9 protein-coding genes are annotated in these 16,828 nt (G+C 62.7%); 4 read left to right on the top strand and 5 right to left on the bottom strand.

Translation table 11 applies throughout. The features are described 5' to 3' along the window. Nucleotides 1-158: 158 nt before the first annotated feature. Nucleotides 159-1,463, top strand: coding sequence for an MFS transporter (locus ACSFDB_RS13605; protein WP_440771508.1), 1,305 nt, complete (start codon nt 159-161; stop codon nt 1,461-1,463). Between the two features lie 198 nt (nt 1,464-1,661). On the opposite strand, the gene ACSFDB_RS13600 is transcribed toward ACSFDB_RS13605, so the two are convergent. The 4 genes from ACSFDB_RS13600 to ACSFDB_RS13585 form a co-directional block, all read right to left on the bottom strand. Beyond that, a complete protein-coding gene (locus ACSFDB_RS13600; protein WP_440771507.1) occupies nt 1,662-2,753 on the bottom strand; it encodes a DNA topoisomerase IV subunit A in 1,092 nt (363 codons plus the stop codon). After that, nucleotides 2,750-5,251 carry a DNA topoisomerase VI subunit B gene (locus ACSFDB_RS13595; RefSeq protein WP_440771506.1) on the bottom strand — a complete coding sequence of 834 codons (2,502 nt, stop codon included), beginning with the start codon at nt 5,249-5,251 and terminating at the stop codon, nt 2,750-2,752. Before ACSFDB_RS13595 ends, ACSFDB_RS13600 begins: the two co-directional genes overlap by 4 nt. Nucleotides 5,252-5,340: 89 nt before the next feature. Continuing rightward, a complete protein-coding gene (locus ACSFDB_RS13590; RefSeq protein WP_440771505.1) occupies nt 5,341-6,249 on the bottom strand; it encodes a hypothetical protein in 909 nt (302 codons plus the stop codon). Nucleotides 6,250-6,977: 728 nt separating this feature from the next. Then, on the bottom strand, nt 6,978-7,979 hold the full coding sequence (locus ACSFDB_RS13585; protein ID WP_440771504.1) for an ion channel: 1,002 nt from the start codon (nt 7,977-7,979) through the stop codon (nt 6,978-6,980). Between the two features lie 162 nt (nt 7,980-8,141). Here ACSFDB_RS13585 and ACSFDB_RS13580 point away from each other — a divergent pair, with 162 nt between their 5' ends. Beyond that, the gene (locus ACSFDB_RS13580) at nt 8,142-11,603 is read left to right on the top strand and encodes a PAS domain S-box protein (RefSeq protein ID WP_440771503.1); all 3,462 of its coding nucleotides are present in this window, start codon (nt 8,142-8,144) and stop codon (nt 11,601-11,603) included. A gap of 99 nt (nt 11,604-11,702) precedes the next feature. Here ACSFDB_RS13580 and ACSFDB_RS13575 read toward each other — a convergent pair whose 3' ends face one another. Further along, nucleotides 11,703-12,116, bottom strand: a complete 414-nt coding sequence (locus ACSFDB_RS13575) for a hypothetical protein (RefSeq protein ID WP_440771502.1) — start codon at nt 12,114-12,116, stop codon at nt 11,703-11,705. A 154-nt stretch (nt 12,117-12,270) separates the two neighbouring features. Here ACSFDB_RS13575 and gyrB point away from each other — a divergent pair, with 154 nt between their 5' ends. Beyond that, nucleotides 12,271-14,202 (top strand): DNA topoisomerase (ATP-hydrolyzing) subunit B, encoded by a 1,932-nt coding sequence (gyrB, locus tag ACSFDB_RS13570; RefSeq protein WP_440771501.1) that lies wholly within the window; start codon nt 12,271-12,273, stop codon nt 14,200-14,202. 18 nt (nt 14,203-14,220) lie between these two features. After that, a complete protein-coding gene (gyrA, locus tag ACSFDB_RS13565; protein WP_440771500.1) occupies nt 14,221-16,761 on the top strand; it encodes a DNA gyrase subunit A in 2,541 nt (846 codons plus the stop codon). Nucleotides 16,762-16,828: the final 67 nt, after the last annotated feature.

Raw genomic sequence — 16,828 nt, 5'->3', positions numbered from 1 at the left:
CTCGAACGTCACTCGAGGGACTATCGTTCGACGAGGCGACAGCAGGCTCTCGGCATCGCTGCCGAAGCCGCTGAGGCCCGACGGTACCGGAGCCGGCGAGGCGCCGCAAGTTCCGGTTTGGGAACGCTTTCGACGGTCGGGGTCCCAGTGATGGCAGTGTGAGCGTCTCTTCGCCTCCGATCTGGTCGAACGTCTGGTCGAATCCGTACCGCCGACGATGGATTCTGTGGGGTATCCTCGCAGTGACGTTCCTGCTCGTCAGCATCTACCGGCTCTTGACGGCAGTCATTGCGGGGCCGGTGATGTCCGCGTTCGGAATCACGGGGACCCAGCTCGGAACGCTGCACGCGATATTCTTCGTCATCTACGCGCTGATGCAGATTCCGGCGGGTATCCTCGTCGATCGGATCGGTCCCCGTCGGACGGCCACAGCCGGGGCGGCAGTGATGAACGCCGGCGCGGTCTGGTTCGCACTCGCCGGCGGATACGGAGGCGCACTCGCGGGACGGTTTCTCATCGGACTCGGCGGGAGCGTGATCTTCGTCTCGTTGCTTCGGCTCTGTGCGAACTGGTATCGAGCCGACGAGTTCGGGACGATGAACGGGCTGTGTTTCGCCGTCGGTGGAGTCGGCGGTATCCTCGCGACGACGCCGTTCGCCATCGCGGTCGACGTCGCGGGGTGGCGAACGGTCGTACTGGCCCTCGGAACGTTCGGACTCGTGGTAGCGGTCGTGACGTTCGTCTTCGTCCGAGACTCCGCCGAGCGGGCTGGTCTGCCGGCGATCGAAGGCGCTCCCGAACGGCCGATGTTGTCGGTCGGTGAAGTAAGGGAGTTCACCGTGCGGATCCTCTCCGACCGATGGACGTGGGTCGCCGCCGTCATGCTGTACTGTACCGGCGGAGTTAATTTGACGCTCGTCGGCCTGTGGGGGATCCCCTACGTCGTCCAGACCTACGACGTCTCGGTGACGGTCGCCTCGACGATCACGCTCTTCGGCGGGATCGGGCTCGTCGTCGGACCGCCCGTCATCGGTCGCCTCTCGGACTCCCTCGAGCGCGATACGGAGTTCATCGTCGTCGGCTCCATCCTCTATACGATAGCGCTGGGATTCGTTGCCGCAACGGGTGACCCGCCACTCGTTACCGTCGGCGTCGTGTTCTTCCTGACCGGAAGTCTGTTCGGTACATTCGTGCTCACCTATCCGATCGTCCAGAATCGGTACGACGACCGAGCCAGCGGTATCGCCATCGGAACGATAAACGGCGCGTCGTTCTTCGGCGCTGCGACCTTCCCGACAGTGATGGGATGGGTCCTCGACGCCTACTGGACCGGCGACGTTCTCGACGGTGCCCGCGTGTACACCGAGACCGGCTACCGTGTTGCGTTCGCAATCGGCACCGTCGCCGGTCTCGTGTCGGTCTGCTGTGCCGTCTGGCTCCACCTTCACGACCGCCAAGAGTAGGAAGACGGAGTAGGCGTTCGGCGGAACGGCGACGGTTGCGACGCTCACGAAACACCGTTTAACCCTCGGTATGACGACTCACCCTCACTGAGAGGCTCCGGCTCATCTCCCGAACCGTCGGTTCGATGGCCGTCTACAGGACGCCCATCTCACTGAGACGTTCCGGCTCATCTCCCGAACCGTCGGTTCGATGGCCGTCTACAGGACGCCCATCTCACTGAGACGTTCCGGCAGATACGTGTCCGTCACGAAGTCGAGACCGCGAGCCGCGAGCGACTGCTGTTCGGACTTCTTGCCGATCTCGAGCTGTAACTCGATCTGTTCCTCCCAGTAATCGGTCTGGAAGCGGGGGTCCTCGAGTTCGCTCTCGAGTGCGTTGATGTCCGAATCCGAGAGGGGATCGGTCGGGAGTTCGTACTCGACGATGTCGGCGGGCTGGATGCCGATATACTGGGCCTCAGGGGTGGCGAGATACTCCGAGAGGTGGGCCGACTTGATCGAGCCGTACGCGACGGAGCCGTAGATGCGGTACGACCACGGGTCACCGTCGGCGAAGACGGTGACGGGAAGATCGAGTTCGTCGTGGAGTCGCTTGGTCAGTCGTCGCGTCGCTCGGGCCGGCTGCCCCCCGAGGTGGACGATGAGGGCGTCGTACTCCTCGTCGAACCCGTTCTCGACCAGTCGGTCGCGCATGCCACCGGTCTCGACGCAGAGGACGAACTCGGCGTCGTTGTCCAGGAACTCGATGGTGTCCGGGTTGTTCGGGATCTGATACCCGCCCTGTCCAACGTCGAGCTGACAGTGGATGTCGCGGTCGCCGCGGTTGGTCTGCTCGCGAATGCGAAGCGGCCCCATAACCTTCGCGCCGGACTCCTCAGGGCGCATGTGGAAGTCCTCGCGGGTGACTCCCGAAACGATCTCGAGGTCCTCGATCAGCCCGTTCGACTCGTCCTGATCGTTGAACTGGGCCTCCTTGTTGTCCCAGCTCTCCGAGAGGTAGTAGAGTTCACGCAGGGTCGACGAGCGATCCTGCTCGAGTTGATCCGCGAGGAACTCGATGGTGTAGACGGCCTTCAGGAGCTTTCGGGCTCCGCGGACGGAGTTGGCCGAGCGCGTCGACTCGCGGTCGCCGTACACCCAGACGTTCAGCTCCTCGCTGTACTCGATGTTGTTCTTCGTCCGCGTCGGGACGGACATGTGCGGGATCTCGCCCAGTTCGAACTGGTCGTAGAACTGCGCCGCGAGATCGATCAACTGTTCTCGTGCCTGCTGGTCGTTGTCTGCGCTCATTGGTCTGTGACGGTGAGTTTCTCGGTTTCGACACCCTTCACGTCGAGATCGAATTCGGCGTCGTCGGCCACCTCGTACTCGAGGGCGGCGTCCTCACCGCTCGAGACGTCGGGTTCCCACTTGACGAACCACTCGCCGTCCATCTCGACGACGGTGGCGTCGTCGGGGAGGCCGGTCGGTTCGGCCGAGACGATATCGGTGATCTCGAGGCTCTCGTTCGTATTCGAATTGTTCTCGACCGTGACCGTAACGGCCTGACTGGTCCCGTTCTCCTCGAGCGATCGCTCGACGAGGACGTTGTTCATGATACGGGCGATGGCGTCGTCGATGTCGGGTTCGTCGCGGTCGGTTACCTCGGCGACTTTCGTGGCCATTTCGGGGAGGATCTTCCCGAGGACGTTCTGTTTCTTGCGGCGCTGTTGCATCGAGCGACGCTTGTTCAGATAGCTCTTGAGTTCGCGTGCGGCCTCTCGGATGGCGAGTTCGATCTCGTCTTCGATCGCGGGGACGTTCGCGACGGCGTCCTTCGACTCGCTGGTGAAGGGAACGTTCGTCGACGCGACGTGGACCATGATGACGGCCGGACCGTTGGGCAGGCCGGAGCCGCCGGGCTGGTCGAGCCCGTAGTTGCGCCAACCGATCGACTTGACCACGTCGGTCGTCGCACACGCACCGCGCTGGTAGACCAGCGGCACGCGGTTGGCAAAGCGCATGACGTCGGCGCTTCCCTCGGCCTCGAGGTCGCCGCCGTAGGCGATGCCGGCCTCGACGATGAACGGGTCGCCGCCGTGAACTTCGGCGTCCCGGGTCGCCGAGGAGTAGAAGTCGGCCTCGAACTCCTTTTCGAGCCCGGCCGAGATCAGTTCCTCGGTGATGGGGGCGAGACACCGCGTCGGCGGTGCCATAATGTCGGTCTCGCGCATCCCGTCGACGAGGTTGCTGGCGGCGTCGCGGTCACCTTTGAACTCGCGCACGAGCGGCGGGTCGTCGGGAACGGTCGCCATGACCCCCCAGACGGCCTCGAGGACGTTCTCCCGAGCGGTGTCGCCGAACGAAACGTCGTCGTACTCCTCGGTGAGATCCGCCGCGCGGTCGACGAACGAGCGAAGTTGCTTGTGCGTGAGTCGGTGGCGAGTGAGCCCGTCGTCGTCTCCCTCCTCGCGTTCGTCCTCGAACTTGGCCGCGAGGCGCTCGGCGAAGGCGTGGATCACTTCGTCGTCCTTGCGGGTGCTCGTCGCGTCGTCGGCGAGGGCGTAGAGGTCGGCGACGAGTCGCGACTCGACGTCGACGTCGTCCTCGTCGAAATCGACCGTCTCGTCTCCCCCTGTCGGCTCGTCGTCGCCGGGCGCGTCGATCAGCGCGCGCCAGACCACGTCGACGGCGTTCTCGCGGACGGTGTCGCCGAACGTCGTTCCGTGGTCGGCTTCGACGTCGTCGGCGGCCGAATCGACGACCGCGAGGAGTTCGTGGTGAGAGATTCGATCGCGGTCATCGACCGCATCGACGATGGCCTCGGCGAATGCGTCCGTCGCGTCTGCACCCTTGTTCACGGTCGCGTCCGTGATCGACGATCGGAGATCGATATCTTCGTGGCTCGCGGGCGGTCGCCACCGCATCTCGCGGCCGTAGTGGCGGTCGCGGAACTCGTCGATGATCGACTCGGCGCTCTTCTTGCCGACGCGCGTGAACTCCTCCTGGAGGAAGCCCGAGACCGTCTGGGAGTCCGTCGCCGACAGCATCTTCATCACGGTGCCGAGTTCGACGCCGTGTGGGTGGGGACGGATCTCCTCTGTCTCCTCGGGCAACTGATCCGTCGCCCGCTCGAACTTGAAGTGCTCCTGTGGTTCGCGCAACTCGAGACGGGCGTGGGGGTTGACGACCGCCGTGTGTTTGATGTAGTCGTGAAGCTGGTTGCGAGCGCGCATGTTCGCCTCCATCTCGAGGACGATGCGCGTGCCGTGGGGCCGATCCCACGTGGTCGTCTCCTCGACGCTGATCTCGGGTTCGTTCTCGTCGGTGTCGACGATGAGTTCGAAGTACTCCGCCTCGCTCGCACCCTGGGTTCGACTGGTGATCTTGGCGGGTTTTCCGCTCGTGAGTTGGGCGTAGAGAACCGCCGCGGAGATCCCGATCCCCTGCTGTCCGCGGGACTGTTCGCGGGCGTGGAACCGCGAGCCGTACAGCAGTTTCCCGAAGACCTTCGGGAGCGTCTCTTTCGTGAGACCCGGCCCGTTGTCCTCGACGATCAACCGATAGTAGTCGCCCGCTTCCTCGATTTCGACGTAGATATCCGGCAGAATGCTCGCCTCTTCGGCGGCGTCTAAGGCGTTGTCGACGGCCTCTTTGACGGCCGTGACGAGCCCTCGAGCCCCGCTGTCGAAGCCGAGCATGTGCTTGTTCTTCTCGAAGAACTCCGCGATCGAGATCGCCTGCTGGCTCTCGGCCAACTCCTCGGCGATCCCCGCCTCGTCCTCGAGTGTCGACTGAAACGACGTCATTGTCCCTCCATACTAACGGCGGGGCTAAAAGGTGTGTGTTACCGGAGTGAAAGTGATGTGGGCCTAGCTTACGTTGACTTCCCGGCCTCCTACGGGTACACTATGGACGGCTCGCCGTTGTGATCGCCCTTTTCGTTTCCGAAGTCATATCCGTCCTCGAACGTCGAATAGCCGGCATCGTCGAATAAGTCCAGCATCCGTCCTTCAGGGTCGGCTCGAGATACGATACTGTGGGGAATCTCATCGTCCTCGTGGACCTCCATACCGATTCGGTCGTCCACGAACTCCCATATCTTGGCGTGGTCACCGCCGTTTGGTCGATACCGACTTGTCCCGTAACTCGTCGGACTTTCAAACGAATCCGTTCGATGGTTGTATCCCCATCGGCGGTATTCGTGACCGTGACGCCAGTCGAGTGAAGTCCATCCATCGTCGTCAAGTACGTCCGTTACTTCGGAAATTCCGCTGAGGTTCTCGAACGTGACATTGATCGGATTTTTCTTCTCGTAAGCCCAACCGCTCCAGGTAGCACTTCTGGAGTACGTCCAGACCGGGTACGACCAGTAGTGTTCTTCTGGATCCTCGTCAAGCGCGCCAATCCCGCCAGGGCTTTCCTCGCGTTCCGCTCGACGGGTTCGATGATATTCCTGCCACTCCTCCTCGTAAGCGATCTCAGTCTCCCACCGCTCAGTCGTGACATCAGTCCCGCGTTCTGGTAGCGTATCTTCTTCCTCGAACGACGAGCGATTGTATTCGATCTCCTCGGTTACCGTCGCCGAATCAAGGTCCAATCGATGAACGAGGTCCTCGCTCGTTTTTCGGATTTCGACCGTTATCACGTCTGGATCGTATGTAACCTTCGTTCGTTTTCGTCCACGAACGGTAAAATCCTCTTCAGTGCAAGTTTCATCGGCCGTCCCAACGCTACTTGCCGCACCAATTATACTCGCTGATCCAGATATCTGAATGAATTTCCTTCTTGTATAGTTTCTACTCATAAAAGCAGATATATTTATCCGCTAATATTAAATGTTTCTATTTTAACCAGTAGGTCCATTACATACAAGTTATTGGGGGTGGAATCAACATACAATGAGTACTAGCCCGGAAAATCAGTCGCTCCTCGCCACGTTACTGTCTGTCCTTCGACCTTCACGGCCCGTCGGGGTGGTATTCGTGGTTCTCGTTCTACTCGTCCTCCAGCACTTTTTTCGACGAGTGATTGCCGGATATACGACGACGTGGTTCGAAACCGGCCTTCCCTTCAGACTGTTAGATAGGGTGATGGAAATCGTTCTTGCACCCGTCCAGTCGGTCGTAAACGTCTTGTACGATCCCTGGTCACCTGATTGGGCTTTTCTCTTGGTCACCTTCGTGTACTTCTATGCGCTCGCGATCGTAATCGGGACCGCATACGAACGCATCGCTCACGGCGTGTAGTTGGGATGTACGCCAGCGGTGAATCACCAGCGTAATTCCATCCGATTCCACGACCGAATATACCGAAGGCAACGAATCCATGTTGAGACGAGCGTTGACCGAACCGGAAATCTTCCATGCGGTGTCGGTGACCCGCTGATCGCCGCTGCGGCGAACGCGATTTCCCACACCGCGTTGCCGCTGCCGGGGTTGGATAGGGTGTGCCTCCGACGGTCTGCTGTAGCGCGCTACTGGGCAACCGCGAGATGTGTCAAGTTGCGCCGACACTGTCGTTCAGCAGTCCGTGTCACTCCTCGAGTGGCGGCCAATACCACGCGTCCGCTCGAACGACGCCGAGCAGTTTCTGGCGCCGCTCGGTCAGATCCTCGAGTACCTGGTCGAACTCCTCGTCGGCCATCGGGATGCCCTCGTCGTGGAGGCGGTCGAGATCCGGCGATCGCGGCACGTCGTCGGAGGGCTCGATGAACGCGGTTCCAAGCGTGCCGAGGTAGCTGTCGACGCTCGAGCGGGCGTTCTCGACTAGCGTCGGATTCGGCTGGGCCTCCTCGACGACCCCGTGCCGGAAGATGGTCAGTGCCTCGTCGAAGATGGGGACGGCCATCGCCGAGGCTCGCGTCGCCTGTTCGCTGTGGTAGTAGTGGAGAATCGGGTAGGCCTTGTGCTGGTCTGCGAGCAGGGAGAGCTGGGTCGAGAGCGACTCGAGGGGGAGGTCGAGTCCCTCGAACTCCTCGCTCTCGCCGGCCCAGCCTGCGCGGACGAACGCCTCACTGCGCTCTCCTAGCCCGGTGACGTCGCTGGCGAACGACCGTTTCTCCGAGACGGCTCCGAGGACGGTGAGGACGTAGGAGACGCCCAACGTGACGAACGCCATGCCCGTCGCGGTAGTAAATGAACTCGCGATCTCCCAGGTGCCCGTCGTGGGAGCGTAATCACCGTTCCCGGTCGTGAACATCGTGTAGGCGACGTAGTAGAGCCGCCCCGTCCAGTCGGCGTACTCACCGGTTTGCGGGCTAACGAGGGCCGTCTGGTCGCCGGCGAAGAGCAGGGTCCAGCCGAGCCACAGCAGCGCGATCCACATCGCGAGCGTGAGCGCGAGGATGAGCGGCCCGGCGAGGCTCAACGCCCGCGGATGATCGCCACTGATCGTCCGGAGGCCGCGCCAGGTCCAGCTGGTCAACCGACCCGAGAGCGGACCCGACCCCCCGTCGACCCAGAGCGTCGTCCAGAGAATGTCGACGATCACGGCGGTGAGTACGAGGATACCGACGACCAGATACAGCGGTCTCATTTCGCACGAACTACAGGATCGACTCCCGTCAACGATGCCCCAGTCACTGACGCGGCTTTTTCAGTACCGACGAAGCCGGCGATGACGTCCCGTGGGTCGACGTCTGAAAAAGCCGTCTCAGTGTGCCAGAGGGTTTATATTATTCACGCCACACCAACGATTATGAGTACACGAACGGGCGCCACAGAGGGATCCTTTTGGGGGGACGTCGACGACGACGTGGCGCTCTCGCGGTATCGGGCGCTCGTCGAAACGATCGACGACGGGCTCTATCGGCTCGACGCCGACGGGCGGTTCGTCGCGGTCAACGACGAACTCGTCGAGGCGACGGGCTACGCCCGCGACGACCTCGTCGGCGAGCACGTCTCTCTCCTTCTCGAGGATGCGACTATCGACGCGATCGAACGCGACCTATCGAATCGGCTCCGAACCGACGACGTCGACGCCGCGACCTTCGAACTCGAGGTTCGAACGGCTGACGGTTCGACACTTCCCTGCGACGTTCGAATTACTCCGATCGTAGACGGCGACGAGTTTCGGGGGACGATCGGCGTCGCCCGCGACCGTTCGAGGCCCACCCGGCAGTTACACACGACCGACGCGAGGCGACCGACGTCGCAGGATATCACGGACACCGCTTCCGAGTCGATCACGGCTATTCTCGACGACGCGAACATCGGCGTCGTCGTCCTCGATGAGGCGTTTAACGTCGCCTGGATCGACGAGACGATCGAGGACTTTCTCGGCCTCGAGCGCGAGTCTGACATCGGTCGGGACGGCCGGACGATGTTCGAAGAGACTCTCGCGGAGACGATCGCCGAACCCGGTTCGTTCGCGGAGACCGTACTGGCTACGTACGACGAGGACAGCTACGCCGACGGATTCGAGTGTCGAGTCACCGGCACCACAGGCGGCAATCTCGAGGAGCGGTGGCTCGAGTACCAGAGCGAACCGATCGAGTCGGGCGAGTACGCCGGCGGACGGGTGGAGCTCTACTACGATATCACCGACCAGAAACGGTCCGAAGGCGCCTTGCGGGAGAGCCAGGTGGAGTTTCACTCGCTGGTCGACGCCGTCGAGGAGTATGCGATCTTCCGATTGGATTCGGACGGCCACGTCATCAGTTGGAACGAAGGGGCAACGCAGATCAAGGGGTACGATCGCGAGGAGATCCTCGGCGAACACATTTCCACGTTCTACACCGAGGACGAACGCGCGGCGAACGTTCCCGAAAGAAACCTCGAGGCGGCGACCGAAAACGGCTCCGTCGAGGACGAAGGGTGGCGGGTTCGGAAGGACGGTGGGCGGTTCTGGGCGAACGTGACGATCACGCGAATTCGGGACGACGACGGGACCCATCGGGGGTTCCTGAAAGTGACTCGCGACATGACCGATCGGTGGGAGTTCGAACGAGAGCTCGAAACCGAACTACAGCGCATGCTCAGCCGGATCTCCGACGCGTTCTACGCCGTCGACGACGAGTTCAGGTTTACCCACGTCAACGACCGCGCCGAGGAACTCCTCCAGCACTCCGAGGAGGAGTTACTCGGCGAGCAGCTCTGGGACGTCTTCCCCGACCTCGTCGAGATCGACGAGGTCTGGGACGCCTTCCATACGGCACTGGAGACGCAGGAGCCGACCAACTACGAACTCTACTACGACACACTCGGTTTCTGGGTCGAGGCGAACCTCTACCCCTCCGAAACCGGTATTTCGGTCTACTTCCGCGACATCACCGACCGGAAAGAGCGCCAGCAGGCTATAGAGGAGTCCGAGCAGCGCTACCGCACCCTCGCAGAGTACTTCCCGAACGGCCTCGTCACGCTGTTCGACCACGAACTCGAGTACACGCTGGCTGCGGGCCAGGGCTTCGATCGGATCCCCGTGGATCCCGAGGATCTCGAGGGAGAGAGCTTCTACGACGTGTGGCCAGAGGAAACGGGCGACGTGCTCGAGCCGGCGTTCCTGGCCGCCCTCGACGGCGAGGAACGGTCGGTCGAGCTCACCTACGCCGACCACGAATGGGTACTCCACGCGGTCCCGATCACCGACGAGCACGGCGAGGTCTTCGCGGGGATGACGATGGCACAGGACATTACGGAACAAAAGGAGCGCGAGCAGTACTTGGCGGACGCCAAAGCGCAACTCGAGGCCGCGACCGAGGCCGGAGCCGTCGGGACCTGGGAGTGGCAGATCCCCGAGGACCGGTTCGTTACGGGCCGATCGTTCGCCAAGACGTTCGGCGTCGATCCCGAAGCGGCCCGCGAGGGCGTCCCGCTCGATCGAATCACGTCGTCGATTCACGAGGCGGATCGCGACCGCGTCGAGCGACAGATCGAGGCCGCCATCGAGTCGGGTGGGGAGTACGAGGAGGAGTACCGTGTCTGGAACGCCGACGGCGAACTCCGTTGGGTCGTCGCTCGCGGGCACGTCGAGTGCGACGAAGACGGGACGCCCGAAACGTTCCCCGGCGCGCTCACTGACATCACGGAGCGAAAGCGAACCGAACTGGAACTCCAGCGAAACAAAGAACAGCTCCAGTCGCTGTTCGAGATCCTCCCCGTCGGGGTCATCGTCGCGGAGCAGAACGGCGGTATCGTCGAGGCCAACAGGGCTGCAAAGGAGATCTGGGGTGTCGACGAGTTCGACGCCGACTCGTTCGACGATTACGATCAGTTCCCGGTCAGGTGGGCCGACACGGGCGAGCCGCTCGAACTCGACGAGTGGACGATCGCTCGCGTGCTACGGGGCGAAGAGGTGACCGATCCCGGAACCTTCGAAATCGATTCCAAAGACGGAAACCGACGTATCCTCAGCGTCAGAGGGATGCCGATCAGGGACGCGCACGGCGACGTGACGCGTGCCGTGATCACGCTCAGCGATATCACCGAGCGCACGGAGTACCAGCGACGCCTCGAGGAGACGATCGACCAGCTCGAGGAGTCGAACGAACGGCTCGAACAGTTCGCCTACGCGGCCAGCCACGATCTGCAGGAGCCGCTGCGAATGGTCTCGAGCTATCTCCGCCTTATCGAGCAGCGGTACGGGGACGAACTCGACGAGGACGGCGAGGAGTTTCTCGCGTTCGCCGTCGACGGCGCCGATCGCATGCGCGAGATGATCGAGGGGTTGCTCGCCTACTCCCGGGTGGAGACGCGCGGCGATCCGCTCGAGCCGATCGATCTCGACGCGGTGCTCGCGGACGTCGTAGCGGATCTTCAGTTCCAGATCGAGGACTCCGAGGCCGAGATCACGAGCGACGAACTGCCGCGCGTCGAGGGTGATGGGACGCAGTTACGGCAGGTGTTCCAGAACCTCCTAACGAACGCGATCACGTACAGCGGCGACGAGCCGCCGCGGATACACGTCGACGCCGAGCGGCGGGGTCGGCGGTGGGAGGTGTCGGTCCACGACGAGGGGATCGGCATCGATCCGGAGGATCAAGAGCGCGTGTTCGAAATCTTTCAGCGGCTCCACAGTCGCGGCGAACACACTGGAACGGGGATCGGGCTCGCGCTCTGTCAGCGCATCGTCGAACGCCACGGCGGCGAGATCTGGCTCGACTCCGAACGGGGTGAGGGGACGACGTTTTCGTTTACGCTGCCGGCGGCCGAAAGCCAGTGAGAGACGAGGGGGCAGCGACCGTCGAACCGCGTCTAACAGGAGCGTTTCGACGCGGCCCCTCCGTTGACACGACGCACTGCTCGCGTAGCGATCGCTCGCTCACTCGATCGCACCGAGAAAGTCGTCAAACGGTTCGGCGAGTTCATCGATCCACTCGCCGTCCTCCTCAGGTGCGAATCGGAGTATGACCGTGTCTCGCTCGTCTCCGCTACGCGCCGTTTCGAGGCGCTGGACGCACCGCGTCCGCTTCCAGATCTCCGTGATTTCGACGCGTCCGTGTTCGGTGTGGTCGCACGTCTCTCCGTTCTCGATGGCACGGTCATTGGCCGATCCGTACTGCTGTTTCCCGTCTGTCATACGGGCCGGTACTGATCCGCACGGTTTCCGTTTGCTCCTGCAACGGTAGACGAACTCGTCTCCCCTCTGGCGGTCATCAGACGAGTTCGAGTCGACACTATCGGTTCGTCTCGGAGCTGTGGTGGTCGCCCTTGCCGTGTTCGACGTGACGGTCATGGGTTCCGCCAATCGACGATTACTCGGCCGCCGAACGCAACTAATACGGTGTTGTAGATCCACCGATACGACCAACCGACTGTTACCGAGCGCTCGCCCGCGCGCGTACGTGACTTTTATTAGGGACCGACCACTACCCGAAAGCAGGTTTTACATGTCCCAGGAAAGTGAGTACGGCGCCGGACAGATTCAGGTCTTAGAGGGCCTGGAGGCCGTGCGAAAACGGCCGGCGATGTATATCGGCTCTACGGATTCTCGAGGACTCCACCATCTCGTCTACGAAGTGGTGGATAACTCGATCGACGAGGCACTGGCTGGTCACTGCGACGACATCACCGTCACGATCCACGACGACAACTCGGTGAGCGTCTCGGACGACGGCCGCGGCATCCCCGTCGACACGCACGACGAGTACGAGCGCCCGGCTCTCGAGGTGATTCTCACTGTTCTCCACGCCGGCGGGAAGTTCGACAACAAGTCCTACCAGGTCTCCGGCGGCCTCCACGGCGTCGGCGTGAGCGTCGTCAACGCGCTCTCTGAGCGCCTCGAGGCCGAGGTCAAACGCGACGGCGCCGTCTTCCGCCACGCCTTCGAGGCGGGCGAACCCGTCGGCGACATGGAGCGCGTTCGCGACATGGAGCCGGACGAGGAGACCGGCACGCAGATTCGATTCTGGGCCGACACCGGCATCTTCGAGGCCGACGAATTTTCGTTTTCGACGCTCTCGAACCGGCTTCGTGAACTCGCCTTCCTCAACTCGGGCGTCCGCATTACGCTGCGCGACGAACGCGAGCAAACCGACGACGGCGAGTTCGTCGAGGACACCTACGAGTACGACGGTGGCATCCGCGAGTTCGTCGAGTACCTGAACGAGACGCGCTCGGCGATGCACGACGAGATCATCTACTTCGAGGACGAGGATCAGAACATCCAGGTCGAGGTCGCGATGCAGGCCACCGAGGAACTGCAGGGTTCGATCCACGCCTTCGCGAACAACATCAACACTCGAGAGGGCGGCACCCACCTCACCGGGTTCAAGACCGCCCTCACGCGGACGGTCAACGACTACGCGGGCGACAACGGCCTGCTCTCGGATCTCGAGGAGAACCTCACGGGCGAAGACATCCGCGAGGGACTCACCGCGGTTATCTCGATCAAACACCCGGACCCGCAGTTCGAGGGCCAGACGAAGACGAAACTCGGCAACTCGGAGGTCCGCGGGATCGTCGAGAGCGCGATGCACGAGGGGCTGGGTACCTACTTCGAGGAGCATCCCGACACCGCCCAGGCAATCGTCATGAAGGCCGTCGAGGCCGCGAAGGCCAGAAAAGCGGCTCGGAAGGCCGAGGAGCTGACGCGACGCAAGTCCGCGCTCGACTCGACCTCGCTGCCCGGAAAGCTGGCCGACTGCCAGACCAAAGACCCCGACGAGGCCGAACTGTTCATCGCGGAGGGTGACTCCGCGGGTGGCAGCGCGAAACAGGCCCGTAATCCGGAGTTCCAGGCCGTTTTGCCGATCAAGGGGAAGATACTGAACGTCGAGAAACACCGGCTCGACCGGATCCTCGAGAACGACGAGATCCGGAACATGATCACTGCCATCGGCGCGGGGATCGGCGACGAGTTCGACGTCGAGGACGTCCGCTACAAGAAGATCATCATGGCGACCGACGCCGACGTCGACGGGGCGCACATCCGGACGCTCATGCTCACGTTCTTCTACCGGCACATGCGCCCGCTGCTGGAAGGTGGCTACGTCTACGCGACTCAGCCGCCGCTGTACCGGATTCGCTACCGCGGCGAAACGTACGACGCGATGACCGACGCCGAGCGCGACGAGATCGTCGAGGAGAAGTGCGACGGCAATCCGACGCAGGTCCAGCGGTTCAAAGGACTGGGTGAGATGAACCCCGAACAGCTCTGGGAGACGACCATGAACCCCGAGAACCGTATCCTCAAGCAGATTACGGTCGAGGACGCGGCCGCGGCGGACAAGATGTTCTCCGTGCTGATGGGCGACGCCGTCGAACCCCGAAAGCAGTTTATCAAGGATCACGCTCCCGAAGCAGAGTGGATCGATATTTAGACGAGGTGACGTAACTACATGAGTTCAGACGTACCCGATCCGACTGACGTACAGGCGCGGGCGGTCGAAAACGTCCGCATCGAAGACGAGATGGAGCAGAGCTACATCGACTACGCGATGTCCGTCATCGCAGGGCGAGCCCTCCCGGACGTCCGGGACGGTCTGAAGCCGGTCCACCGGCGCATCCTCTATGCGATGCACGAGATGGGCGTCTCCTCCGGCAGCAGCCACCGCAAGTCCTCCTCGATCGTCGGGGAGACGATGGGTGACTACCACCCTCACGGCGACAGCGCGATCTACGACACCCTGGTCCGACTGGCCCAGGATTTCTCGATGCGCTATCCCCTCGTGGACGGGCAGGGGAATTTCGGTTCGATGGACGGCGATCCGGCCGCAGCGCCCCGATACACTGAGGCGCGGATGGCCCCCGTCGCCGAAGAGTTGCTCGAGGACATCGACAAGGACACGGTCGACTTCTCGGCGAACTACGACGACCGCCTGCAGGAACCCGACGTGCTGCCGGCGGCGTTCCCGAACCTGCTGGTCAACGGCTCCTCGGGGATCGCAGTCGGGATGTCGACGAACATCCCGCCGCACAACTTAGGCGAGGTGATCGACGCGACGATCGAACTGATCGACAACCCCGACGCGGCGGTCGAGGACCTGATGGAGCACGTCAAGGGTCCCGACTTCCCGACCGGCGCGAACATCGTCGGTCGCGACGCCATCTACTCGGCGTACAAGACCGGGCGCGGTCGGATTCGCGTCCGTGCCGAGTTCGAGGTCGAGGAGTGGAAGAACGACCGCGAGCGGATCGTCATCACCGAACTCCCCTACCAGGCGAACAAGGCCCGGATGGTCGAGCGCATCGCGGAGGACGTCAACGAGGGCCTGATCGAGGGAGTCTCGGACCTGCGCGACGAGTCCGACCGCGACGGCGTCCGCGTCGTCGTCGAGTGTAAACGCGGCGCGAACGTCGAGGTCGTCAAGAACCGGCTGCTCGAGAACCACCTCGAGAAAACGTTCGGCGTCATCAACCTCGCGCTGGTCGACGGCCAGCCCAAGGTGCTCTCGCTTCGAGAGACCTTAGAGGAGTACGTCGCCCACCGACGGGAGGTCGTGCGCCGTCGCAGCGAGTACGATCTCGAGGAGGCCGAGGATCGAGAACACATCCTCGAGGGTCGGCTGACGGCCGTCGAGAACGCCGACGATGTCGTCGAACTGATCCGCAACAGCGAGGATCGCTCGGCCGCGAAGGAAGCCTTGCAGGAGGCGTACGACTTCTCGCAGGCCCAGTCCGAACACATCGTCCGGATGCAACTCGGGAGTCTCACTTCGATGGAGACGGCAGAGATCGAAGACGAGTACGAGGAGGTCCAAGCCGAGATCGAGCGCCTGACGACCATCCTCGAGAGCGAACAGGAACTGCTCGCGGTCATCAAAGACGAGTTGCTGGAGATCAAAGACGAGTATTCGGACGATCGTCGCACCTCGATCATCGAGGATCAGGGGACGGTCACCCACGAGGATCTCATCCCGGAAGAGGAGGTCTTCGTCGTCATGACCGAAGACGACTACGTCAAGCGGATGCCCATCGAGAACTTCGATCCCCAGGGACGCGGCGGCAAGGGGATCATCGGCGCGGACGTCAAGGAGGACGACCGCGTCACGACGGTGTTCCGGGCGAACACCCACGACTACCTGCTCTGCTTTACGAACCAGGGCAAGGTCTATCAGCTCAAGACCTACGAAATTCCCGAGATGGGCCGAACGGCCCGCGGGAAATCGGCGGTCAACATCCTCGATCTCGATCCCGGCGAGGATATCACGGCCATCGTCGACACCGACGCCTTCGGCGAGGACGAGTACGTGACCATGGCGACCCGCCACGGCTACGTCAAGCGAACCGCGGGCGACGACTTCGAGAACATCCGAACGACGGGTATTATCGCGGCCGACTTGGAGGAAGGCGACGAACTCGTCGACGTCGAGGTCACCGACGGCTCCCAGGATCTGGTCATCGCCACCGAGGGCGGAATGACGATCCGGTTCGACGAGGACGAAGTCCGCGCGATGGGCCGGAACGCCCGCGGGGTAAACGGCATCAAACTGCAAGAGGGTGACGCGGTCGCCGGCCTCGTCGCGACGGACGAAGAGGACGGGCAGGCGCTGTTAACCGTCACCCGGAACGGCTACGGGAAACGGACCCGGCTCTCCGAGTATCGCACTCAGTCCCGCTACGGAAAGGGCTTGATCGACATCAAGACGGGCGAGCGAAACGGTCCCGTGACGGCCGTCAAAGCTGTCGACGACGACGACCAGCTCGTCATGATGAGCGAGCGCGGCCAGATCGTCCGCACCCGCGTCGACGAAATTTCCGAAGTCGGCCGGAACACGATGGGCGTGATCGTGATGGCCGTCGAGGACGGCGACGCGGTCGCGAGCGTCGACGACATTCCGGCGGCCGCAGCGGCCGACGCCGAAGCGGACGACGATGGCGAGGCAACCGATGCTTCCGATGCGGACGGCGAAGTCGAGGCGGACGGCGACGAGAACTGAGCGGCCCGCTGCAATTTTTTGCGCGTCGAAGCGCCGTCGAGAACGGTAGGCGAGCGGAGCGTCGTCG

This window comes from Natronorubrum amylolyticum, from assembly GCF_052040145.1.
Taxonomy (GTDB): Archaea; Halobacteriota; Halobacteria; order Halobacteriales; family Natrialbaceae; genus Natronorubrum.
This window is presented reverse-complemented; position numbering and strand designations above follow the sequence as displayed.

Coding starts and splice junctions, on each gene's coding strand:
- ACSFDB_RS13595 (WP_440771506.1), bottom strand. CDS start 5,251: ATGACGTCGTTTCAGTCGACACTCGAGGACGAGGCGGGGATCGCCGAG.
- ACSFDB_RS13585 (WP_440771504.1), bottom strand. CDS start 7,979: ATGAGACCGCTGTATCTGGTCGTCGGTATCCTCGTACTCACCGCCGTG.
- ACSFDB_RS13575 (WP_440771502.1), bottom strand. CDS start 12,116: ATGACCGTCACGTCGAACACGGCAAGGGCGACCACCACAGCTCCGAGA.
- gyrA (WP_440771500.1), top strand. CDS start 14,221: ATGAGTTCAGACGTACCCGATCCGACTGACGTACAGGCGCGGGCGGTC.
- gyrB (WP_440771501.1), top strand. CDS start 12,271: ATGTCCCAGGAAAGTGAGTACGGCGCCGGACAGATTCAGGTCTTAGAG.
- ACSFDB_RS13590 (WP_440771505.1), bottom strand. CDS start 6,249: ATGAGTAGAAACTATACAAGAAGGAAATTCATTCAGATATCTGGATCA.
- ACSFDB_RS13580 (WP_440771503.1), top strand. CDS start 8,142: ATGAGTACACGAACGGGCGCCACAGAGGGATCCTTTTGGGGGGACGTC.
- ACSFDB_RS13600 (WP_440771507.1), bottom strand. CDS start 2,753: ATGAGCGCAGACAACGACCAGCAGGCACGAGAACAGTTGATCGATCTC.